Below are 22,489 nucleotides of genomic sequence, written 5' to 3'. Positions count from 1 at the left end.
ATATGCGCAATTCTATCAAACTTTTGAGGCTATTTCCATTAAAATAGTACACAGTATGGCTCCGTAGGTTCCTACTACATACCCAAATACAGCTAGTAAAACTCCTACTGTAGCTAGTGATGGGTGGAAAGCTGCGGCAACTACCGGCGCAGAAGCTGCACCTCCAACATTGGCCTGACTTCCTACGGCTAAGAAGAAATAAGGAGCTTTGATCAATTTTGCTACTAAGATCAATAAACCTGCATGAATGGCCATCCATACAAGACCAATCAAAATCAATTTTGGTTCATCTAGAATCGAACCTAAATCCATTTTCATACCAATGGTAGCCACTAAAACGTAAATAAAAATACTTCCAATCTTGCTGGCTCCGGCACCTTCATAATTCTTTGCTTTGGTATAAGACAAAGCGATTCCTATGATGGTTGCAATGGTAATCATCCAAAAGAACTTAGAGGCAAATGAAGATAGGGCAGAGGATTTATCGGCAACAGCTTCAACATTGTTTTTTAAGAATTCAGAGATAGATTCTGCTCCCCAATGTGCGATTCCTACAGCTCCAAAAACCAATGCTAACATGATCATATAATCTGTTAATGTTGGGTTTCTTTTTACTTTGTCTGCAAATGAACTTACTTTATCTTTTAATTGTTCTATAGCAGTTGTATCAGACTTTAACCAATTGTTGATTCTGTTTTTCTTTCCAATTCCTATCAATATCAACGCCATCCAAATATTGGCAACCACAATATCTACCAATACCATTCCTCCATATTTTGAAGGATTGTATTCATAGATCTCTAACATAGCTGCTTGGTTGGCTCCTCCACCAATCCAACTACCGGCCAGTGTAGAAAGACCCCTCCAAATAGCATCTGGTCCCGCTCCTCCAAACATTTCAGGGAAGAACATAGAAAGCAGAAGTATGGCTAAAGGTCCACCTATAATAATTCCTATTGTCCCTGTAAAGAACATAATAAGCGCTTTAGGACCTAGGTTAAATATGGCTTTTAGATCAATGCTTAATGTCATCAGAACCAGCGCAGCAGGCAGTAAATATCTACTGGCTATATAATAGGTTTGAGATTTTTCGGCAGAAATGATTCCTAGTGAATTAAAGATCGCAGGAATTAAGTAACACATCAAAAGTGCCGGGACGATCTTGTAAAATTTATGCCAAAAACCTGACTTTTTAGACTCTGTGAAGAAAACGAACCCTAAAGAGATCATTAAGATTCCGAAGACAATAGCGTCATTGGTGAAAAATGGTTGATCCATGATTTTTTGATTTTCGCTAATGTAAGAAAATCAATCCATAAAAAAAGCGGAGCAAATGCTCCGCTTTTCTATTTAGAATTTTTTAGTCTCTTTAAAAGGAGAGATGGTAATGCTCTCAACTTTTGTTTTGTATTCTTTCCAGTCTTTGTCAAAGAATGCATTTACCTTTTTAATGGCATCGTTCATTGCATCTTTGTACTGCTTGATCAACTGACGTTCTGTACCTGTAATGTTACCATAACGACTTCCAACATATCTTCTGGCATTAAAGAAGCGTTGGTTTACAGTTACTTCAGGATTTCTTGTAATCCCTTGTCTTCTGTCAACTTTTCCTAAGAACAAAGCTACCAGTTTATCGATCTCTTTTACGATAGCTCCTGATGCTTTTATTTGATCTTTGTACTTCTTTTTATCTTCTTTGGCTAGTTTAGATTTATAACCATTGGCAATGGTTTTACTTTCTGCCAACTGCTTCATCACATCAGCCATCAATTGTTGATCTTTTTCCATGTCTTTACTCGTGTTGTAGATCTCATTGATCGCACTTGTAGACATCTTTAATCTAGGGTCGTACATAACTTTGATAGAGCTTTCAGAAACCTGATCTCCAAAAGTCATCTTTAAACGGTAATTGCCGGGCTTTACACCAACTCCTCCTGGTTCACCGCCTCTTCTTCTTCTAACGGTTCTTGAAGGTCTGTCTACACCTTTTTCATCCATAAACCAGTATAGCTTATGTACACCATTCTCTTTTGGAGCTCTTCTTTTTAAAGTACGGATCAAACGAGTTCCATCGTAGATCTCTAATTTGATAGAATCGTATTTAACTTGAGGCTTTTCCTCTTTTTTAGGCTTGGCTTCTTCTTTCTTCTTCTTTTTACCTCTACGTTTTTTCTTCTTTCCTTTCGGAGCCTCTTCTTTTTTCTTTGCAGAAGGCCTGTTGATATAATAAGAGATAGCTGCACCAAAACGCTTGTTTTCTCCATTGTACATTGCATCACCTCCAAATCTACTTCCGGTAGGTTGTTGATAAGCCGCTTGGTAAGCTGTAGCTTGATCGAACAATTGAAGTTTTTTGCTTAGTACATTACCATTAGCCATAGCTCTTAGTGGTCTGATATCATCCAATACCCATGCAGCTCTTCCGAAAGTACCAATAACTAGATCGTGCTCTCTTGGCTGAATTACTAAGTCTTTTGTAGAAACTGTTGGGAAACCGGAAGTCCATTTTGTCCACTTGTTTCCGGCATCTAATGAAACGTATAATCCGTCATCAGTTCCTAAGAATAATAAATTAGGATTGATAGGATCTTCTACAATACTAAGTGTATAGCTTTTTACATCATTTTCATCAACAATACGAGTCCATGTTTTTCCGTAATCTTTGGTTCTGTATGCGTAAGGGGTATAATTAAATCTTCTGTAATCGTTAGCAATTAATAAAGCCTCTCCTTTGTTCTTGTTAGAAGCTTTGATCTGAGCGATCCAGCTGTTAGCAGGTAACCCCGGAAGGTTATTACTTACATTATTCCAAGTAGCTCCGCCATTTTGAGTGTAGTGAATCTGACCATCATCAGTTCCAACCCACATCATGTTTTCTTCTACCGGAGATGGCTCGATCACTAAGATCGTAGTATGGTTTTCAGCTCCTGTAGCATCCATGGTTAAACCACCACTTTCAGATTGCTTTTGCTTTTCTTTATCGTTCGTTGTTAAATCTGGAGAAATTACTTCCCAAGTAAGCCCTTTGTCTTTTGATTTGTGTACAAACTGACTTCCAAAATAAATAGTGCTATTGTCGAACGGATCAATATTAATTGCCGAATTCCAGTTAAAACGTAACTGTACTTTTGGGTCAGGATGTGTAGGACGTACTGTATAGTTGTTCCCTGTTAAGTAATCATATCTACTTACAAATCCTTGCTGACTCATAGACCAACCATAACGAGAATCGTCTTTGTCTGGTACAACATCAAAACCATCACCAAAACTGATCTCTTGCCAGTATGAGTTTCTGATTCCTTGAGATTTCCATACATAAGCAGGGCCTCTCCAAGAACCATTGTCTTGCATTCCTCCGTATACATTATAAGGATACTCATTATCTACATTAATGTGGTAGAATTGAGCAACTGGCAGATTGCCAATAAAACGCCAAGTTTTTCCGTAATCTTTAGAAATGTTTAAACCACCGTCGTTTCCATCGATCATAAAAGAACCATCTTTCGGATGAATCCACCAAGCGTGATGATCTGGGTGAACCCCGTTAGAAACTCCATAGGCAGGCATCAATTGATTGAAGCTTCTACCTCCGTCGTTAGATACATTTACATAGGTGAAAATAGTATAAAGCCTGTTTTCATTTTGAGGATCTACGTAGATTTCAGAATAGTAAAAAGGACGATTTCCAATTCCGGCTTTATCATTGATCTTTCTCCATTTAAAACCTCCGTCTTCACTTTTGTATAAAGCATTCTTTTTAGATTCTACCAGAGCGTAGATTACATTAGGATTGCTTCTGGAAATGGCAACTCCAATTCTTCCTAGATCTCCTTTAGGAAATCCTTCTTTATCAGTCATTCTCTTCCAGGTCTCACCACCATCGTGAGTGATATATAAACCACTACCTTTTCCTCCTGATTTAAAGAACCAAGGGTCACGTTTGTGTTCCCACATTGCTGCAATTAATTTGTTAGGGTTAGAAGGATCCATAACTAGATCTGCAGCTCCTGTTTTGATATTGTTAAATAAGATCTGTTTCCAGGTCTTTCCTCCATCTGTTGTTTTGTATACACCTCTTTCTTTGTGCTCTCCCCAAGGAGAACCAATAGCTCCAACGTAAACAACGTCAGGATTTGTTGGGTCTACAATAATTCTGTGGATATGCCTGGTTTTTTCTAATCCCATAGACTTCCAGGTTTTTCCTCCGTCTAAAGATTTAAAAATACCATATCCACCATTTAAACTGTTACGAGGGTTTCCTTCTCCGGTTCCTACCCAAATTACGCTAGGGTTAGATTGTTGAATGGCTACGGCTCCAACTGAAGCTGTGACTTCTTTGTCAAAAATAGGTGCCCATTTAATTCCTCCGGACGTAGACTTCCATAATCCACCGGATGCGGTACCTACATACATAATGTCTGGGTTGGATTCTACTACATCAATAGCAGTAACACGACCACTCATTCCTCCAGGACCAATGTTTCTGGGCTTCATGTTTTTTACCAGATCCATTGAAAACTCTTGCGGAAAGAGCGAAGCAGAAATCAATAAAAATAAAAAGGTAATGAATTTTTTCATGTGTAAAATTGTTAGTTGTCTTTAAAAGACATTAAAGGTACAAGTTACACTTGTTAAAAAAATCTTAAGAAAATCTTAAAGAAAAAAGACGAGTAGGGTTTACTCGTCTTTCTTTTTGGGTTCTCTTTGTGCATCTTTCAATGCTTTCATAAGCATCCACTCAATCTGACCATTGGTCGATCGAAACTCGTCGGATGCCCATTTTTCTATGGCTTTTAGCATCTCTTCATTGATCCTTAGTGCAAATGCTTTCTTCTTTGCCATGAGTTACTTTTTTACAAATTCAGTAATTGTTTTTACCAGTTCAGTAGAAAGTTTAAAATCAGGTGAATAATATGAATTTAAGTTGTCGCTGTCATTCTCTACGACTTTCAATACATGATTCATTTTTTCGATAATCACAAGTTTTGCATCTGATTTGGCTTTGTGCAAACCCTTAGCGTCTTCTACTGTGATCTGGCTATCTTTGGTTCCGTTGATGATCAACGTTGGAACCTTAACTTTTTTGATTTCTTCCACCGGATTGTATGACATCCAATTTTTAAGAAATTGAAAGTTTTGTTTTGCAAAAATACTTACCAAAAATGGATTAACTTCTTTTACCTCTCCGGTTTCTTTCAGTTCTTTTACATGAGCAGCAGCTATCTTTCCAACTTCGGCATTTTGATTGGTGATCTGGCGTACCAAAGCAACATCAATAGATTCTGCCGGTCCGGCAAGTGAAATGTATTTATCTACATTGTCTAAAGCCAACATTGCAACCAAAGATCCTTGACTATGCCCGATCAAAGTAATGTTTTTAAACTGTCCTTTTTTTGTAAAGTGACTTACTACTTTTTTTGCATCAGAAACAAAATCATCCAAAACAATACCTCCAAAGTAAGGAGCATTTTTAGGGTTAGAAGTTCTCTTATCGTAACTAAAGAATGCAATATTGTTTTTGTTCAACTCATCTCTAAGTTGCTTAACATAGTTTGCTTTTACATTAGCTGCCGGTTGATTTCCATTTCGATCTACAGTTCCAGATCCATGTACCCAAATAACAAGGTCTTTAGCCCCGGTAGGGTAAGATAACGTACCAGGTAATTCTATGTTTCCATTCTTAATGAGGAAGTCTTCCGTTTTTATTTGTGCATAGGAAACGGCAATTCCTGCAACGTATAAGATGAAGTATGTTATAATTCGTGTCATGATTTCTTGTTTGTATATAAGATTCTAAACATAATGATCAGGAAAATGATCGTGATCACTAATAATAAAGGAAGTATCCATTTAGAAAACGAAAAAGGACCTTTGGCACTTTGTATAATTGAATAAACTACGATACTATTAACGAGTGCTATAAAAGGCATAAATACCGCAATAGATCTAAAATTGGCTTCTTTGGATCTCAATTGTATGTTATGAACCGATGTAGATTTAGCCAAAAAATATAAGCCTACAGCTACAACACTAAATATTCCTGTCACAATCCATAAAATACTTTTACTCTCATAACTATCTACTTCTCCTTGTGCATTGAAGTGAGAAGGGACAGTTTCAGGTAAATTAGAATATTCCATGCCGATGTAGATCAAAGAAGCTAAGAACAAAAAGAAAGTTGCTCCTAAGATCAAATAATCGATGCCGGTATAGTTAATATGCTTGCTCATGAGTTTCTTGTAATTTATAGTTATAGGTTTCTATAACCTTTTTTGCATCAGTTTCTTTTTGAGTTCCAATCAATATTTTTTTTGAGTTTTTCAATTCTAACTGGATTCCTATATCACCACTTACATTAATGGCTCTCCCTTTTTTTCTTCTAAAACCACCTTTAAATCCCCAACCACCATATTCAGTAATAGCATCATACTTTCTAACATGTGCTGTGGCGATTTCGTCCCACAGAATGGTTTTAAATTTTCTGTGAAAAGGAAAGAAACGATAATGGATTCCCTTTTCATCAATTCGAGTTCTCAATTTAAAGAAGAATATGGGCAATGTCAAACCAATGATTGTAGCCAATATAGAAACAAATTCTACAGTTCTCATAGTACTATTCTCAGAGGTGTACTCTTTAATGATTAGTCCTATAGGAACAAGAACACTCATAACCATCAATACAATAAGCCATGCTTGGGTAAAGCGTTGTTCTTCTTTAAAAACTCTCATAATTATCTGTTTTTATCTCTTTCAAAAACAATTCGGGTGCTTTGCTCTCCTATATGGATTACTCTCCATCCCATTTTTGCATATTGGTTCAATAGATCTTCTAAACGTTCATTGTTCTTAGAGAGTCCCATTTTCCAATTAACAACCTTGTATTCTTTCATTTTTTACATTTTTTTGTTGCTACTTGCCCTAAAAGAATTCCTAGCGCTGCTCCTAAGGCAACTCCAATAGGAACGCCAAGAGCTAAATTGTCAAAGCTAACACCAAGAGCGGTTCCTATACCTGCGCCTAAAGCAATGCCAGATGCCAGAGTTGTCTCGGTGTTCTTAGGTATCATTTTCATGTTTGTCTTTTATTAGAATTCTTAAATAAATTCCTTCATTTTAATGATTTAATGTGCCTGTATTCAATACTGGTGAAGCTTCTTTATCACCACACAAAATAACCATTAAGTTACTTACCATTGCAGCTTTACGCTCTTCGTCAAGATCTACAATCTCTTTTTTGTTCAATTCTTCTAACGCCATTTCTACCATGCTTACAGCTCCTTGCACAATCTTATGTCTTGCTGCTACAATAGCGGTAGCTTGCTGACGTTTTAGCATTGCACTTGCAATCTCTTGTGCATAAGCTAAATAACCAATTCTAGCTTCCAATACCTCAATTCCGGCGATAGATAAACGCTCTTCCAATTCTTTTTCCAAAGCTTCACTTACTTCATTTACACTAGAACGTAATGTGATGTCTTCTTCATGACCTTCATCAGCAAAATTATCATAAGGATACATACTGGCTAACTTTCTAACTGCAGCATCTGTTTGTACACGGACAAAGTTCTCATAATTATCAACATCAAAAGCGGCTTTAAATGTATTGGTAACTCTCCAAACCAAGATTGTACTGATCATTACAGGGTTTCCTAATTTGTCATTTACCTTTAATCGCTCACTATCAAAGTTACTAGCTCTTAAAGAGATCTTCTTTTTTGTGTAGAATGGATTAGCCCAGTACAAACCGTTCTTTTTAATGGTGCCAACATACTTTCCAAAAAGCAAAATAACTTTTGAAGTATTAGGATTTACCAAAATAAATCCAAACAACATAATGATGGCTATAACTATTGTGATGATGTATATAGGGTTTTCATATCTAATCATCAAAGCAATGCTCCCAAAGAACAAGACTAAAAAGATGGCCAACATTAAATAACCGTTGGCGGGTTTTATGATTTTTTCTGCTTCCATGTTTAATTAATTTAAAGTGATATCAAAATGATATCGTAAAGATATAAAAATATTTTTGATATTTCCAAACGTTAAAACCACATATTTTTTAACTTAGCAGCAATCAATCATCAAAATAAAGACCATGAAATTCAGAATCTTATCCCTTTTTTTATTCGTTAGCTTGTTTGTGTTTGCAAATGATAATGATCTGTATTGGGGACAGACGGGGCATCGAGTTGTAGGTGAAATTGCATCTCAGAATTTAAGCAAAAGAGCAAAAAAGAACCTAGAAAAGCTACTAGGGAAAGAAGGGTTGGCTATCTTGTCTACCTATGCAGATGAAATTAAATCTGACAGAAAATACGACAAATTCAAGCCTTGGCATTATGTGAATTTCAAAGATGGAGAAACCTATGAAACCTCAAAAAAGAATCCTAAAGGAGATTTGATTCAAGGAATTAAAAAATGCAAAGAGGTAATTCAAGATCCAAACGCATCAAAAGAAGACAAGGTGTTTTATTTAAAATTATTGGTGCACTTGATAGGTGATTTGCATCAACCGTTACATATAGGAAGAGCAGAAGATAGGGGAGGAAATGCAATTAAAGTTCAGTGGTTTAGAAGAAATACAAACTTACATTCTGTGTGGGACTCTAAAATGTTAGACCAGTTTGATATGAGCTATTCTGAGCTTTCTTCAAACTTAAACACACTTTCTAAAAAACAAGTGAAAGCAATTCAGCAAGGATCTGTTTTAGATTGGGTAAAAGAAACCAGAGTACTTACAATGAAGATCTACGATTCGGCAAAAGCAGATGAAAACTTGAGTTACAGATATATGTATGATCATTTTGATACTGTAAAATCCCAGTTGCAAAAAGGGGGATTGCGTTTGGCGAAAGTCTTAAATGAATTATTCGGATAATCTAATACTAAAAAAGCTGCTATGGAAAAATTACAAAAAGCAACATACACGAGCGATCATTTTTTTCTTGCTTTCTCAAGAATGTTTGAAAGAACATCCTTCTATGGAGTAAGAGCATTGTTGGTTCTTTATATGATTGGAGAAACTCATAAGATGTCAGATATAGAAGCTATTGAACTTTATGGGTTGTTTGCTAGTGCTGTTTTAATATCTCAAATTATAGGAGGAGTTCTCGGAGATCTTCTTTTAAAGAATAAAAGAGCGTTACTTTTAGGAGGTTTGGTACAAGTTTTAGGCTGTTTTGCTTTGTGTTTTTCAAACAAAACGGGACTATATACTGGACTTGTATTGATCGTTTTAGGTACGGGATTTTACTCTTCTAATTTTATAGCGATTTACGGAAAATCTTTCCTGAAGAATACGAAACTTCTTGATTCAGGATTTACACTTTTGTACGCACTCATCAATATAGGATCATTCTTTGGAGTTCTTTTTATAGGACTCTTTGCAGAAAAAGATTTTAGGATTGGTTTTGCAATTGCAGGAGGGTTCATGATACTTTCAGTAGCACTTCCATTATTTGCTAAAAGGATAAATGAAGTTTATGAAAAGAGTTCAGAATTCTTGCTAGGTAAGAGTGTTCTTTTCATAACTGTTGGGATTTTAGCAGTTACCATGTTCTGGAATGTATATAGTCTTTCTGCTACAGTGATGTTTGATATGGAAAGAACAGCAAAAGAAATAGTCGGAGACAGTATTATATTCTCAGGTTCAGGAACTTTAAATATCGGTTTGGTTGTGATCTTAGGAATTATTCTGGCAATTGTTTGGACTAAGGTGTATACGAGTTCTTATGTAAAGATTATCTTAGGATGCTTAGCAGGGTTTGGAGCATTTTGTTATTTGCACTTCAATTACGGTCAAGAATCAAATACTACGGTAAGTACATTTATAATTGCCACAACTTTTTTCACCATAGCTGAAATTTTAATTGCACCTGTTTTATATTCCATTATTACAAAATACAGTAACCCCAAGTATCTGGCAATTGTAGCCAGTTTGGTCTTTATTCCTTCCAAAATTTTGGATAGGTTCTTATCCAACGATTCGCTAATAGATGAATCACACAAAGGTATTTTTGAGTTGGGAATGACTGCATTTTTTGGACTGAGCATTTTTGTATTGGTATTGATAATTTTTGATAAGAGACACCTTACGAAATCATAGAGCCTGTTAAGGTTTCGTTAATAAACATATGAAGAGGTTCCTTATTTTGTATTTTTATTCATTATGAAAAACTTTTTGTTAGTAGCTTGTTGTGCTTTATTTCTTTTTTCATGTAAGAAAGAAGCCAACAAAACAACATCTGTTGTCAATGCAAAAGAAACAGTTGCAAAGAACCTTACCGCAGACGTTCCAACATTAAATTACGAGCAATTGAAACCCATGCTTCATAAAAATGACGACAAGGTATATGTTGTGAATTTTTGGGCTACTTGGTGTGCTCCTTGTGTAAAAGAGCTACCATACTTTGAAAAGATCAATAAAGAATACAAAGACAAAAATGTAGAGGTCTTATTAGTGAGTTTGGATTTTCCTAAGAAAAAGGAAACCAAACTATTACCTTTCATTGCCAAGAAGAATATACAATCGAAAGTTGTTTTATTAGACGACGTTAACGAGCAATTTTGGATTGGAGATATAAGTGAGAAATGGTCCGGAGCATTACCGGCAACACTTATTTACAGTAGAGGAGAACGCAAATTTTTTGAGCAGTCTTTTACTGAAGAAGAATTACAAAAAGAAGTACAATCATTTATTAATTAACTATTATGAAAACAATCAAAACATTACTTGTGCTTGCAGTTTTTACTATAGCAACTGCATTTACAACGGGGCCTGGAGATGGGTATAAGGTTGGAGATGTGGCTACTGATTTTAAATTGGAGAACATAGACGGGAAAATGGTCTCTTTATCAGATTATAGCAAAGCAAAAGGATTTATTGTAGTATTTACATGCAATACATGTCCTTATTCTGTAGCAAATGAAGACAGAATCATTGCTTTAGATAAGAAATACAAGAAAAAAGGATACCCGGTAATTGCTATCAACCCAAATGATCCGGCTGCAAAAAAAGGAGACGACATGGCTTCTATGAAAGTAAGAGCTAAAGAAAAAGGATTTACATTTCCTTATTTATTTGATAAAGGACAAAAAGTATATCCAAAATACGGAGCAACTAAAACTCCTCATGTATACATCCTGAGAAAAGACGGAAAGAAAAACATCGTAGAATATATTGGAGCTATCGATAACAGTTCTAGAGATGCGTCTAGAGTAACAGAAAAGTATGTTGAAGATGCAGTAGATGCATTGTTGAAAGGTAAGAAACCAGCTAAGACATACACAAGAGCGATAGGATGCTCAATTAAAACTCTCGGAAAAAAATCGAATTACAGATAAAAAAAAGCGAGCTGATGCTCGCTTTTTTTATGAATTCTGTTATTCAGTTACTTTTAATCGTGCTTCAGCTTTAGTAGAGATCTCAGAAAAACTTCCTTCTAAGTATTTTAGATAACCTGTAATAGCTATCATGGCAGCATTGTCTGTTGTGTATTGAAATTTAGGAATGTATGTATTCCAACCCCAATGTTTTTCTGCCAATCCTAATCGCTTTCGTATTTCAGAATTTGCAGAAACCCCTCCGGCAATAGCAATGTGCTGAATACCTGTTTGCTTCACAGCATTCTTCAACTTATCCATTAAGATTTCAATGATCGTATGTTGAATAGAAGCACAGATGTCATATAAATTATCTTTAATAAAGTTTGGGTCTTCTTTTACATTCCTTTGAATGAAATAAAGAATACCTGTTTTTAAACCACTAAAACTAAACTCTAGATCACCTACTTTAGGTTTTGTAAAAGAATATGCTTTTGGGTTTCCTAACTGAGCATATTTATCTATAAGTGGTCCTCCGGGATAAGGCAATCCTAAAATCTTTGCTGATTTATCAAAAGCCTCACCTACAGCATCATCAATAGTTTCACCTAGGATTTCAATATCAAAATAGCCATTCATTTTAACAATCTGTGTGTGTCCACCACTAATTGTTAAACAGATAAAAGGAAACGGAGGCATTTTAGCATCTTCTTCTTTAATGAAATGAGCCAATACATGAGCTTGCATGTGATTCACATCAATTAAAGGAATATTCAATCCCAATGCTAATGATTTGGCAAAAGAAGTTCCTACCAATAACGATCCCATTAATCCCGGACCTTTAGTAAAAGAAATAGCACTAAGGTCTTCTTTGGTAATGCCTGCCTTTTCTATAGCCTGTTGCACAACAGGAACAATATTTTGTTGATGCGCTCTTGAGGCTAATTCAGGCACTACACCTCCGTACTGGGCATGTACTTCTTGGTTGGCAATTACATTACTTAAAACTACGCCATCACAAATGACAGCTGCACTGGTATCATCACAGGATGATTCGATTCCTAAAATGTATGTTTTTTCTTGCATGATCTTTACGATTGACAAAATTAACCATTATACATTTGTTCGGTTGTTTTTTGAATCAGAAATTTAATAGTTTGTTAATTTTATCGTACTTTGTATAGAAAGGCTCTATTTTTGCGTTTATTTTTTTGTAAGAGGAACTGTTAATTAAAATTATTTATCAAAAAAGCTGGGAAAATAGCATTAAAGTGGTTGAAGTACATTGTACTTTTCCTTCTCTTCCTCGTTATTCTTTTCTCTATTCCTGCTGTTCAAACTAAGCTTGCCAGTATTGTCACTAAGAATATTAATGAGGATTACGGGACCGATTTGGTCATAAAGAAAGTAGACCTGTCCTTATTGGGAACTGTAGCGCTGAAAGGAGTAGAGATTCGTGATCATCACAAAGACACGTTGATCTTTATTGATCGTCTTAGAACTTCGTTGGTCAACGCAAAGAAGATCATGGATAACAAAGTAGACTTGGGAAGTGTTTCTATGAAGGGTATTAACTTTCATTTGAAAACCTACAAAGGAGAAGAGCTAGACAACCTGACTGTTTTTACAGATAAGTTTGAAGATGACAATCCAAGAGATTCTACAGCAGCTCCTTTTCTTTTAAGAACGTCAAACATCTTTCTTGAAGATTTGAATTTTAGACATGAGGATGATAATGATGTAGTGCCTCTGGCATTTGCAGCTTATAACGGAGGAGGAAGTCTGCAAGATTTTAAAATAGAAGGACCTAATGTGTCTACCAAAATACGCGGCCTATACTTTACAGACAACAGAGGTGTAGATATTACAAGTTTAACTACTGATTTTTCTTATTCTAAGGAAGCAATGGTGTTTAAACATACTACGGTAAAAACTCCTCATTCCTATTTAAAAGCAGAGATCAGATTTGATTATAAACGGGAGAACCTTGGAAACTTTAATGAACTTGTAGAAGTAGATGCTGTTTTTGATAAAAGTTATCTCTCTGTACTAGATCTGAAAAAATTATACAATGAGTTAAGTGGCGATGACGTATTGCATTTTACAACGAATTTGCATGGATCTCTGAACAACTTTTCGGCCACCAATTTAAAATTGAACTCAGATAAAGGAATCCGAATCTATGGAAACCTAAACTTTATCAATGCAGTGAATGATGAATATGGGTTTATTTTTACATCAGATTTAGAAAATGTAACAGCAGATTATTACAAGCTAAAAGCTATTTTACCCAACCTTTTAGGAAAAACTCTTCCCACAGAATTTCAAAGGTTAGGAGGTTTTACCTTGTCGGGTATTACTAAGTTAACTCCGGAAACTATTGAGGCAACACTAGATATCAGTTCAGAAATTGGAGAAGTAATTTCTGATATGGAGATTACAAATTTTGGAGATATAGATGAGGCAACTTACGAAGGAGAAATAGAATTTATAAAGTTCGACTTAGGAAAATTCTTCAACGACCCTTTGTTTGGGACCTTTACCTTTAAAGGTGATGTAATTGATGGGAAAGGCTTTCGTATAGACAATATCAATACAACATTGATTGGTGATGCTACTGAGTTAGAGTTTAAAGATTATGCATATCAAAATATCAATGTAAACGGGAAGTATGCAAATAATTTATTCAATGGAAAGTTAGATGTAGAAGACGCCAATTTAAAGATGGAGTTTAACGGAGAGGCCGATTTTTCTGGAGAGGAGAATAGATTTGATTTCAATGCAGATATCGTTTATGCAGATTTAAAGGCAACAGGGCTTTACACAAAAGACAGTATTTCTGAGTTTAAAGGACTCATCAAGTTAGATATGAAAGGAAATACATTGAATGATATTGTTGGACTGGCTAACTTTAAGAATGTAGAGTACAAGAACCAAAAAGATACGTATCCTTTCAAGCAATTTTTGGTGCTTTCAAATATTCAGGATGGTGTAAAAAAGATCAGAATAGATTCTGAGGATATTGTTAAAGGAGATATAGAAGGAAACTTCAACTTTGAAGAGCTGTTATCGATTACACAAAATGCATTGGGAAGTATTTATTCGAATTATAACCCATACAAAGTAGCGCCACACCAGTTTTTGAGCTTTGATTTTACCATTTACAATCAGATTGTAGAGGTTTTCTTCCCAGAGGTTTCCATTGCTCCCAATACAACCATCAAAGGAAGAATTAATGCAGATAACGATCATTTAAAACTTACGATTTCATCACCTAGAATAACAGCATACGGAAATACAATTGATACATTGTTGCTAAGAACAGATAACAAAAACCCAAAACTTCCGTACGACTCGTTTTTAACAGCTAAGAAGTTAAAAACACCATACTATGATGTGTCTAAACTTAACTTGGTAAACATCACTCAGAATGATACGCTTTTCTTTAAGTCGACTTTCTTGGGAGGGGATCAAGCTAGAGAAGATTTCAATTTAGATTTTTATTTTACCATCAATGAGGATAAAAAATCTGTGGTGGGTATTCAGAAATCTAACTTTAATTTCAATAACAATAATTGGAGCATTAACCCTAATGACGATAAGGATAATAAAGTAGTCTTTGATGTTAAAGCAAACGAGTATATTTTCTCACCATTTTTAATGAAGGCAAAAGATCAAGAGATTAATTTTAGGGGTGTTCTTCGAGATTCTACTTACAAAGATCTAAAGGCAAAATTCACCAATGTTTCTCTAGAAAGTTTCTTGCCTAAGGTAGATAGTTTATCGTTTAAAGGAAGGTTAAGTGGTATTGTAGATTTTACGCAGAAAGATAGTTTGTACAGTCCAGAAGGAGTTTTAAAGGTAAAAGATTTTTATATCAATAATGTAAAGCAAGGAGATTCTTTATTACTAAATGTTACAGGAAATAACTCTTATGAGAAATACAATGTGGGGTTGTCTTTGAATAGAGAACGAGCAAAGAGTATTGATGCTACAGGAGAAATCGATTTTTCCAAAGCCAGACCTGAAATAGATTTAAGAGTCTTTATGAAAGACTTTGAGTTGAGTGCTTTTAGCCCATTAGGAGAAGATGTTTTATCCAGCCTTAGAGGATCGGCTTCAGGAGATTTTACATTAAAAGGATATTTGAGAAATCCGGATATGTATGGAGGTTTGGTATTGAAAGATGCAGGAATGAAGTTCCCTTACCTGAATGTTGATTATGATTTTGATGGAGATGCCGCCGTTATTTTGAAAGAGCAGTCGTTTGAATTCAATGATATAAAATTAAAGGACACCAAGCATGAAACCATAGGGTATTTGAATGGAGACATCACGCACCAGAATTTTGACCTTTGGTACTTGAATTTACGGATCAATTCTGATAACCTTTTGGTGCTGGATACGGAAGATTCTGAAGAAGCCTTGTATTATGGTAAAGGCTTTATTGAAGGAGAAGCTAATATCTATGGTTTAACCAAGAACATCTTTATCGATGTCAATGCAAAAACAAAACCCGAAACTCTTTTTGTAATTCCTTTAAAGGATATTGCTTCTGTAGACAACTATAGATTGATTCATTTTAAATCTGAAAAGAAAGCTGAAGATATTCAAAAAGAATTAGCTATTGAAGCCATTGAAGGAGTCTCTCTGAATATCAATTTGGAAGTAACTAAAGATGCCGTGGCTCAAGTTGTGATTGATGAGGTGAACGGAAGCGAATTGAAAGGAAGCGGAACAGGAGATCTAAGGATAGAGATCAATACGAGAGGGAAGTTCAATATGTTTGGAGATTTCACCATTGACAACGGATTCTATAACTTTAAATATGGAGGAGTTATCAATAAACCTTTTTCTATTTTAAAAGGAGGAACCATTTCATGGAGTGGTAGCCCTTATGAAGCTAACTTGAACGTAACTGCGGTGTATACAACACAAGCCAATCCTGCTGTACTGTTAGAAAACTTTAATGCAAACAGGCAAGTTGATGTTGAATTGATCACCAAGATATCCGGTAGTTTATTCAATTCGAATCAAGAGTTTGATATAAACATACCCAACACAGAATCGACTATTAACTCTGAGTTAGATTTTATATTGAATGACAACGATATCAACTCGAAAATGAGACAATTCGTTTCTTTATTGGCTTTTGGTAACTTTTTCAATCCTAACAATAATAACATCAACGGAAGTGGTTTGGTAACCGGAACAACTTCAAACGTAGTAGGATCTATACTGTCAGATTTAATTAGTAGTCAAAATGTTCAAATCGGATTCAATTATACCACAGACGACAATCAAAACCCACAAACCAATTTAAATATAGGCGATCGTGTTGATTTCTCTGTAAGAACGCAAGTAAGTGACAGGGTAATCATAAATGGAAAGGTAGGGGTTCCGGTAGGAACACAAACACAATCGAGTGTGGTAGGAGAGGTAAAAGTTGAGGTATTGCTAAACGAATCAGGTAACTTTAGAGGGGTAATCTTTAACAGGCAAAATGAGATTCAATACTCTGCACAGGAAGAAGGTTACACTCAAGGGATTGGACTTTCTTATCAGGTAAACTTCAATACATTGTCAGAATTACTTCAAAAAGTTGGTTTGAAGAAAAAAGAAAAAACAAAGAAGGTTAAGAAAAAGAAAGATTCAATTATAACACCTCACAAACGATTGATCAATTTTAAAGATAACTAAAGTGTATTTAGAAAAGGAGCTTGTTTAAAGAGTTCTAACTTCTCAGAATTACAACTGCTTACTTGTACAAAAGATGTTTCCTTCTCTGGAAATGTATGCAAGGCAACATGACTCTCTGCCAATAACCAAATACACGTATATCCTTTGACAGGAAAATAATGTTCTGAAAAACTTACAACCGTAAACCCTGAAGAGATAATGATTTTTTCTAATAGGTCTTTCAATATATTTTCATTAGCTGTGTCTACCCATGTTTCATAATGAAACATCTGAGGTTGTACTTCGGTATAGTTCAATTTCTTCTCCATATATTATCAATATGTATCCCAATTTCCTTGCTCATAATATTTATATAGAACAGGGTTGTTAATGCTATTTTCTTCCAACGAGTTCTTTTTGTTTTTTAAATAGAAATCCTTTCCAAAAGAGGTAATCAATTTCATGGATTCCTTATTAAGCCATTGGGTTTTTATTTGGCCGTCTTTATAGTTAGCCAATAACTTGATCATCTGATCTTTGCTTTTTTCTTCTTTGGTGCCAATAATCCATCCCCATTCACCCATAGACAAAATTTGATTGTGAATAGGTAATGTACTGAAATTAGCACTCTGCATGGTAATGTTGATGCACTGAAAAGCTTTAGGTGTATAGTAAGGACTTCCGGCCTGAGTTATAATACCTCCTTTAGGAGTCAGCTTTAAACGACATAGTTGGTAAAACTCTTTAGAATACAATCTTGATAGCTCAACACTTCTGGGATCAGGAAGGTCAACAATGATGAGATCATAGAACTCCTGAGTATTTTCTAGAAAGTTAAAGCCATCTTGATTTACAATAGTTACTTTTTCATTGGATAATGATTGGTTGTTGATCTTTGCAAATTCAGAATTTTCAGTGAAAAGGTCTGTCAATTTTTTGTCGAGATCTACCAAGGTGATCTCACTAAGACTCTCGTACTTTAATAGTTCTCTTGCAGCACAACCATCACCACCACCTAAGATCAAGATTCTGCGAGGGTTGTTTAACAATTGCATCACAGGATGTACAATTACTTCGTGATACAGAGGTTCATCAAATGTAGAGAATTGAAGATTGTCGTTTAAGTATAGCCAGTAATCATTCTTCCACTGAGTCACCACAATTTTTTGATACATAGATTGCTCTTGGTAAACGATCTTGTCACTGAACTTTAATTGTTCTCCATGCAAAATGATCTTTTCTGAAAAATAACTTCCAGATACAACTAAGGTCAAAAGTACAATAGAACCTATAGAGAAAACTCTATTCATTTTTTGAGTGAACTTGTCTTTGAAAACAACCAAAAGAATAATAGCTGTAAACAAGTTGATGCTACCAAGAATGAAAGGAGTGTAGGTTAGACCCAAATAAGGCAGTCCGACAAAAACAAAGAACAAACCTCCGATCAAACTACCGTAGTAATCTTTCTCTAAAACATTGGAAACATTCAACTTCAATTCCTGAAACTCGTTGTTTAGCCTCATAGCAAGAGGTAGTTCCATACCAATCAAAGCTCCCGTAAGACACGACATGGAATAGATGTAAAGCCCAATGTATTCTACATATGAAAATAAAAAATAGGTTGAAACCGCAGAAAAAGAAACAACAAGAGACAGAATGAGTTCCGTTAAAATAAAGTACTGAAAAAGATTGGTCTTGATAGATCTGGTAATCCTGCTTCCAACCCCCATGCTAAAAAGCATAAGAGATATCACAATAGACCATTGTTTTACTGAATCTCCAATAAAATATGTAGATAAAGTAGCAAAACAATATTCAGCAACTATACCGGATAATCCTGTGGCAAATAGTGCTGTAAAAAGAGCTCTCTTTTTTACATGAACACTTTTCATTTATATACAGTAACTAATTAAAATAGCACTTCCTATATAGGCAAACGCTTCAATAATTGCAGCTCCTTTGTTTGGAATTTCTTGATGTACAATTTCATCTGTAAGAGAACTTTTAGGTAAGATGATCTTATCAATAATAAATCTGGAAACAGGCAATAGTATAAGTCCTAAAACAAGATAATAGGCAATGTTCTCCAGCATCAGTTCCCACGATTCAAGATTTCCTTTGATCGCCTGAGAATATAAATAGGAGATAGATATAAAGATACTAGAGTATACAATCCCTACAGCTTCATTGTCTTCTTCAAGTTGTTTGAAAACATTGTAAGGTGAATACTTTGCGTAAATTTTGAAAAAAAGGAACAAAAGTAATTGACCAAGTATCCAAAAGGCAATTAGACTAATACAACCGGAAAGAAACAATCCTATCTCTTCTAGTTCTGCAAAAAAGTTAATGGTAGTTCCTGTAATAGCACCATAAATGATAAGAGCAGACCCAATAAAATTAGCAGCCTCTATAAACCCGGTTCCTTTGTTCTCATCTCTAATAATCTCTTTATAAAACTTGAATTTTTTAATGAAGATGACTTTCTCGTTAAAAATGGAGGCTAATAAGAGTAGTAATATACCAATCATGCTATAAGAACTTATGATTAGAGCATCTTCTAAATAGCCTGCAGAATGTCCTTGAATCACACCCAAAAAGATGATCAATACTCCAAGGTAATATCCTACTGTTAATATAGAAAAGGCAGCATTGTCCTTAACCGTGAGTTCGCTGTTAACGTCAATTCCTTTTTTTCTGTATTTGAATTTGAAAATGGCATTGGAAATGACAAAAATCAAAAAATAAAGGCTTAAGTAAAATAGTGTGTTTACGATCCACAGCCAAGTGTTGTCTTCTAAAATGATGTTACTTTCCATATCCTCTAGAGTTTCTGTTTCTGTAATAATTTCTGTTAGACTTGTTCACTCTGGAAGAATCATTCTCATAATAAGGATCACCAGAATTTGAACCAAATGAGGTGTCGCATGAATCCATCATTGCAACAATAAAAATGAAAAACCCAATAACAACCCATGAAATGCTCCTACCAATTACTCGAACAATTCCATAATCACTCACTCCTTTTTTACCCTCTGTAATATTTGTGATACTGGATTCGTCGATCAGCGTTCCGTATGAAAGTTCTTTTTCGTCTTCCCATACTTCAAGAGATAGATAATGCTTTTTATCTTGAGTAGCATAGGTTAGTGAATCTACACTTTCTCTGGTAAACCCGTAGGAACAGTATCCCGAAGATTGATCGAAATAGAACATATCTTCTCCATCATGATGTATCTTTTTAGGGTAAGATTTTCCATTAAACGAAAAATATTCGGCAGTAGCTTCTTTTTTTCGCCACTTATGCCTTAGATTTTTATATCTGATATCGATCCATATTCTACAGACGAGTTCTTCATTGTCATTCAGTTCGGTTTCAAGATACCTTACAGCTCCGGTTTTAGATTTGATCTTAAACTCTTTAGACTTAGATCCGTCATTCCATTCGTATCTGTAGATCTCTGTAACTTTCCAAACTTCATTATTGTATCTAAAAGTAGAACCCCTTTGGATATCACTAATTGTTGTTCTTTGTTGATTCATATTGATTTATTGGTGCAATTTTTTTCAATAGGATATTCTTATAGCATTTTGCTACTAATGTATTGAAATTATAAGAATTTCTTACTCAAATCGTTGAAACTTTTGTAGATCGAGGACTCACTACTTAGCAAGATGATTGCTAGATTGTTTGTCTAACCTCTTTCCACAAACGTATGATTATGAATACGCAAACAATAGACAAAGCAGTTAAGCCGATAGCCAAAGTAGTTTTTCCATAGATCCAATTACCCGTAGCGAAAAGACCGCTAAAAATTAAGATACAACCAACAAATACAGATAATAAACTTGCAGTGAAATTTGAAGGAGTTTGATCAGGTTCTAAATCGTCGATGGTGTTTTGAGTCTTTAAAAACTGCTTCCACCCTGTATTAAAAGGTCTGATCTTTTTATAAAAATCTAATAAGACTTTGTCGTCTTCTGCTTTGGTTGCATAAGTGACGAGTATCCAAACAATAGAAGTAAGCAGCACTACCATTGGGAATTTCATGTACTCCGGAAACCAAGCTTCTGCTCCAAAGAATAGATCACCTTTAAATTTAAATAGTAAAGAGAAAATTCCCGAAGCAACCATAGCAGAGATTTCACTCCAAGCATTAATTCTCCACCAAAACCAACGTAAGATAAATATCAACCCGGAACCTGCTCCAAACATCAAGATAAATTCAAAAATTTCTAATGCATTGGTAAACGATAGTGCTAAGAGAGCACTTAAAACCATCAGTACAACTGTGGCTAACTTTCCTACTCTAACCAATGTTTTTTCAGAAGCATTTTTGTCTACAGACTGCTTATAAAAATCATTAACAATATACGAAGCACCCCAGTTTAAATGCGTAGAAATAGTACTCATATAAGCAGCAATTAATGAAGTTAGTACAATTCCTAACAAACCATGAGGTAAGAAGGTAAGCATAGCAGGATAAGCAAGGTCGTGCCCCAATTTATCTTGAGAAATATTAGGAAACGCCTCTTGTATACTTGCCAAGTCAGGAAAAACTATTATCGAAGCTAAAGCTACTAAGATCCATGGCCAAGGGCGTAAAGCATAATGTAAAAGGTTGAAAAAGAAAGTTGCTCCAATTGCATGATTTGCATTTTTAGAAGCCAACATTCTTTGTGCAATATATCCTCCACCTCCCGGTTCAGCTCCTGGATACCAAGCGCTCCACCATTGTACTGCTAACGGAATAATGAAAACAGATATTAAAAGTTCTTTATTGCTAAAATCAGGTAAAATGGAAAGCTTGTCCGCTACATCAGGATGCGATAATAAATTACCTAATCCATTTACATCAGGATGATTTACAGATACAACTGCAGCTCCAATAGCTCCAATCATCGCTACAAAGAATAATAAGAAGTCCGTATATACCACACCTTTAAACCCTCCAATAGCACTAAAAATTACGGTAATAACCGAAGCAATCCCTACAGTTTGTAATGGAGTTAAACCTAACATTACCTCTCCAATTTTTATAGCTGCCAATGTAACCCCTGCCATTGCCAAAACATTAAAGAAAAGCCCTAGATAAATAGCTCTAAAGTTTCGTAGAAATTTAGCAGGTTTCCCACCATATCGGAGTTCGTAGAACTCTAGATCTGTGGTTACTTTACTCTTTCGCCAAAGTTTGGCATATATAAAAACGGTTACCATTCCTGTTAAAAGAAAAGCCCACCAAACCCAGTTACCGGAAACTCCATTTGTCCTCACAATATCTGTTACCAAATTGGGAGTATCTGTAGAAAAAGTAGTGGCTACCATAGATACTCCTAATAACCACCATGGCATATTACGTCCAGATAGAAAGTATTCAGAAGTACTTTGCTTTGATTTACGTGACACTAAAATCCCAATACTCAATGTAATAGCGAAGAATGAGAATATAAAAACGTAATCAATAGTAGCGATTTCCATGTGAAAAGAT

20 protein-coding genes are annotated in these 22,489 nt (G+C 35.1%); 5 read left to right on the top strand and 15 right to left on the bottom strand.

Annotated features, from left to right (window positions below):
* Positions 1 to 15: 15 nt before the first annotated feature.
* From ACFSRZ_RS01665 to ACFSRZ_RS01625, 9 genes are all read right to left on the bottom strand, one after another.
* Positions 16 to 1,278 carry a DUF819 family protein gene (locus ACFSRZ_RS01665; protein WP_379664780.1) on the bottom strand — a complete coding sequence of 421 codons (1,263 nt, stop codon included), beginning with the start codon at positions 1,276 to 1,278 and terminating at the stop codon, positions 16 to 18.
* A 72-nt stretch (positions 1,279 to 1,350) separates the two neighbouring features.
* Entirely contained in the window at positions 1,351 to 4,578 is a 3,228-nt protein-coding gene (locus ACFSRZ_RS01660) for a VPS10 domain-containing protein (protein WP_379664779.1), read from the bottom strand.
* 99 nt (positions 4,579 to 4,677) lie between these two features.
* Positions 4,678 to 4,842 (bottom strand): Arc family DNA-binding protein, encoded by a 165-nt coding sequence (locus ACFSRZ_RS01655; RefSeq protein ID WP_379664778.1) that lies wholly within the window; start codon positions 4,840 to 4,842, stop codon positions 4,678 to 4,680.
* A gap of 3 nt (positions 4,843 to 4,845) precedes the next feature.
* A complete protein-coding gene (locus tag ACFSRZ_RS01650) occupies positions 4,846 to 5,769 on the bottom strand; it encodes an alpha/beta hydrolase (protein WP_379664777.1) in 924 nt (307 codons plus the stop codon).
* Positions 5,766 to 6,230, bottom strand: a complete 465-nt coding sequence (locus ACFSRZ_RS01645; protein WP_379664776.1) for a DUF1648 domain-containing protein — start codon at positions 6,228 to 6,230, stop codon at positions 5,766 to 5,768. Before ACFSRZ_RS01645 ends, ACFSRZ_RS01650 begins: the two co-directional genes overlap by 4 nt.
* Positions 6,214 to 6,729 carry a hypothetical protein gene (locus ACFSRZ_RS01640; RefSeq protein ID WP_379664775.1) on the bottom strand — a complete coding sequence of 172 codons (516 nt, stop codon included), beginning with the start codon at positions 6,727 to 6,729 and terminating at the stop codon, positions 6,214 to 6,216. The genes ACFSRZ_RS01645 and ACFSRZ_RS01640 overlap by 17 nt, the downstream gene beginning before the upstream one ends.
* 2 nt (positions 6,730 to 6,731) lie before the next feature.
* The gene (locus ACFSRZ_RS01635; RefSeq protein ID WP_379664774.1) at positions 6,732 to 6,890 is read right to left on the bottom strand and encodes a DUF4177 domain-containing protein; all 159 of its coding nucleotides are present in this window, start codon (positions 6,888 to 6,890) and stop codon (positions 6,732 to 6,734) included.
* Entirely contained in the window at positions 6,887 to 7,072 is a 186-nt protein-coding gene (locus ACFSRZ_RS01630; protein WP_379664773.1) for a hypothetical protein, read from the bottom strand. Before ACFSRZ_RS01630 ends, ACFSRZ_RS01635 begins: the two co-directional genes overlap by 4 nt.
* Positions 7,073 to 7,112: 40 nt before the next feature.
* The gene (locus ACFSRZ_RS01625) at positions 7,113 to 7,973 is read right to left on the bottom strand and encodes an SPFH domain-containing protein (protein ID WP_379664772.1); all 861 of its coding nucleotides are present in this window, start codon (positions 7,971 to 7,973) and stop codon (positions 7,113 to 7,115) included.
* Between the two features lie 124 nt (positions 7,974 to 8,097).
* Here ACFSRZ_RS01625 and ACFSRZ_RS01620 point away from each other — a divergent pair, with 124 nt between their 5' ends.
* The 4 genes from ACFSRZ_RS01620 (at position 8,098) to ACFSRZ_RS01605 (ending at position 11,345) form a co-directional block, all read left to right on the top strand.
* Positions 8,098 to 8,880, top strand: coding sequence for a S1/P1 nuclease (locus ACFSRZ_RS01620; RefSeq protein WP_379664771.1), 783 nt, complete (start codon positions 8,098 to 8,100; stop codon positions 8,878 to 8,880).
* Between the two features lie 21 nt (positions 8,881 to 8,901).
* Positions 8,902 to 10,107 carry an MFS transporter gene (locus ACFSRZ_RS01615; protein ID WP_379664770.1) on the top strand — a complete coding sequence of 402 codons (1,206 nt, stop codon included), beginning with the start codon at positions 8,902 to 8,904 and terminating at the stop codon, positions 10,105 to 10,107.
* 63 nt (positions 10,108 to 10,170) lie between these two features.
* The gene (locus ACFSRZ_RS01610) at positions 10,171 to 10,707 is read left to right on the top strand and encodes a TlpA disulfide reductase family protein (RefSeq protein WP_379664769.1); all 537 of its coding nucleotides are present in this window, start codon (positions 10,171 to 10,173) and stop codon (positions 10,705 to 10,707) included.
* Positions 10,708 to 10,712: 5 nt separating this feature from the next.
* Positions 10,713 to 11,345, top strand: coding sequence for a thioredoxin family protein (locus ACFSRZ_RS01605; RefSeq protein ID WP_379664768.1), 633 nt, complete (start codon positions 10,713 to 10,715; stop codon positions 11,343 to 11,345).
* 39 nt (positions 11,346 to 11,384) lie between these two features.
* Here ACFSRZ_RS01605 and tsaD read toward each other — a convergent pair whose 3' ends face one another.
* A complete protein-coding gene (gene tsaD, locus ACFSRZ_RS01600; RefSeq protein WP_379664767.1) occupies positions 11,385 to 12,410 on the bottom strand; it encodes a tRNA (adenosine(37)-N6)-threonylcarbamoyltransferase complex transferase subunit TsaD in 1,026 nt (341 codons plus the stop codon).
* A gap of 189 nt (positions 12,411 to 12,599) precedes the next feature.
* Between tsaD and ACFSRZ_RS01595 the strand changes: the two genes are divergently transcribed.
* A complete protein-coding gene (locus ACFSRZ_RS01595; RefSeq protein ID WP_379664766.1) occupies positions 12,600 to 17,024 on the top strand; it encodes a translocation/assembly module TamB domain-containing protein in 4,425 nt (1,474 codons plus the stop codon).
* Here the strand turns inward: ACFSRZ_RS01595 and ACFSRZ_RS01590 are convergent.
* The 5 genes from ACFSRZ_RS01590 to ACFSRZ_RS01570 all read right to left on the bottom strand — a co-directional run bounded on the left by ACFSRZ_RS01590 (position 17,021) and on the right by ACFSRZ_RS01570 (position 22,479).
* On the bottom strand, positions 17,021 to 17,332 hold the full coding sequence (locus ACFSRZ_RS01590) for an S-adenosylmethionine decarboxylase (RefSeq protein WP_379664765.1): 312 nt from the start codon (positions 17,330 to 17,332) through the stop codon (positions 17,021 to 17,023). The genes ACFSRZ_RS01595 and ACFSRZ_RS01590 overlap by 4 nt on opposite strands.
* A 6-nt stretch (positions 17,333 to 17,338) precedes the next feature.
* Positions 17,339 to 18,895 carry a polyamine aminopropyltransferase gene (locus tag ACFSRZ_RS01585; protein WP_379664764.1) on the bottom strand — a complete coding sequence of 519 codons (1,557 nt, stop codon included), beginning with the start codon at positions 18,893 to 18,895 and terminating at the stop codon, positions 17,339 to 17,341.
* Positions 18,896 to 19,819, bottom strand: a complete 924-nt coding sequence (locus tag ACFSRZ_RS01580) for a DUF350 domain-containing protein (protein WP_379664763.1) — start codon at positions 19,817 to 19,819, stop codon at positions 18,896 to 18,898.
* Positions 19,809 to 20,543, bottom strand: coding sequence for a DUF4178 domain-containing protein (locus tag ACFSRZ_RS01575; protein WP_379664762.1), 735 nt, complete (start codon positions 20,541 to 20,543; stop codon positions 19,809 to 19,811). Before ACFSRZ_RS01575 ends, ACFSRZ_RS01580 begins: the two co-directional genes overlap by 11 nt.
* 139 nt (positions 20,544 to 20,682) lie before the next feature.
* Positions 20,683 to 22,479 carry a sodium:solute symporter family protein gene (locus tag ACFSRZ_RS01570; protein ID WP_379664761.1) on the bottom strand — a complete coding sequence of 599 codons (1,797 nt, stop codon included), beginning with the start codon at positions 22,477 to 22,479 and terminating at the stop codon, positions 20,683 to 20,685.
* Positions 22,480 to 22,489: the final 10 nt, after the last annotated feature.

It is taken from the genome of Pseudotenacibaculum haliotis (genome assembly GCF_042684245.1).
GTDB lineage: Bacteria > Bacteroidota > Bacteroidia > Flavobacteriales > Flavobacteriaceae > Polaribacter > Polaribacter haliotis_A.
This window is presented reverse-complemented; position numbering and strand designations above follow the sequence as displayed.

Coding starts and splice junctions, on each gene's coding strand:
- ACFSRZ_RS01665 (WP_379664780.1), bottom strand. CDS start 1,278: ATGGATCAACCATTTTTCACCAATGACGCTATTGTCTTCGGAATCTTA.
- ACFSRZ_RS01660 (WP_379664779.1), bottom strand. CDS start 4,578: ATGAAAAAATTCATTACCTTTTTATTTTTATTGATTTCTGCTTCGCTC.
- ACFSRZ_RS01655 (WP_379664778.1), bottom strand. CDS start 4,842: ATGGCAAAGAAGAAAGCATTTGCACTAAGGATCAATGAAGAGATGCTA.
- ACFSRZ_RS01650 (WP_379664777.1), bottom strand. CDS start 5,769: ATGACACGAATTATAACATACTTCATCTTATACGTTGCAGGAATTGCC.
- ACFSRZ_RS01645 (WP_379664776.1), bottom strand. CDS start 6,230: ATGAGCAAGCATATTAACTATACCGGCATCGATTATTTGATCTTAGGA.
- ACFSRZ_RS01640 (WP_379664775.1), bottom strand. CDS start 6,729: ATGAGAGTTTTTAAAGAAGAACAACGCTTTACCCAAGCATGGCTTATT.
- ACFSRZ_RS01635 (WP_379664774.1), bottom strand. CDS start 6,890: ATGAAAGAATACAAGGTTGTTAATTGGAAAATGGGACTCTCTAAGAAC.
- ACFSRZ_RS01630 (WP_379664773.1), bottom strand. CDS start 7,072: ATGAAAATGATACCTAAGAACACCGAGACAACTCTGGCATCTGGCATT.
- ACFSRZ_RS01625 (WP_379664772.1), bottom strand. CDS start 7,973: ATGGAAGCAGAAAAAATCATAAAACCCGCCAACGGTTATTTAATGTTG.
- ACFSRZ_RS01620 (WP_379664771.1), top strand. CDS start 8,098: ATGAAATTCAGAATCTTATCCCTTTTTTTATTCGTTAGCTTGTTTGTG.
- ACFSRZ_RS01615 (WP_379664770.1), top strand. CDS start 8,902: ATGGAAAAATTACAAAAAGCAACATACACGAGCGATCATTTTTTTCTT.
- ACFSRZ_RS01610 (WP_379664769.1), top strand. CDS start 10,171: ATGAAAAACTTTTTGTTAGTAGCTTGTTGTGCTTTATTTCTTTTTTCA.
- ACFSRZ_RS01605 (WP_379664768.1), top strand. CDS start 10,713: ATGAAAACAATCAAAACATTACTTGTGCTTGCAGTTTTTACTATAGCA.
- tsaD (WP_379664767.1), bottom strand. CDS start 12,410: ATGCAAGAAAAAACATACATTTTAGGAATCGAATCATCCTGTGATGAT.
- ACFSRZ_RS01590 (WP_379664765.1), bottom strand. CDS start 17,332: ATGGAGAAGAAATTGAACTATACCGAAGTACAACCTCAGATGTTTCAT.
- ACFSRZ_RS01585 (WP_379664764.1), bottom strand. CDS start 18,895: ATGAAAAGTGTTCATGTAAAAAAGAGAGCTCTTTTTACAGCACTATTT.
- ACFSRZ_RS01580 (WP_379664763.1), bottom strand. CDS start 19,819: ATGGAAAGTAACATCATTTTAGAAGACAACACTTGGCTGTGGATCGTA.
- ACFSRZ_RS01575 (WP_379664762.1), bottom strand. CDS start 20,543: ATGAATCAACAAAGAACAACAATTAGTGATATCCAAAGGGGTTCTACT.
- ACFSRZ_RS01570 (WP_379664761.1), bottom strand. CDS start 22,479: ATGGAAATCGCTACTATTGATTACGTTTTTATATTCTCATTCTTCGCT.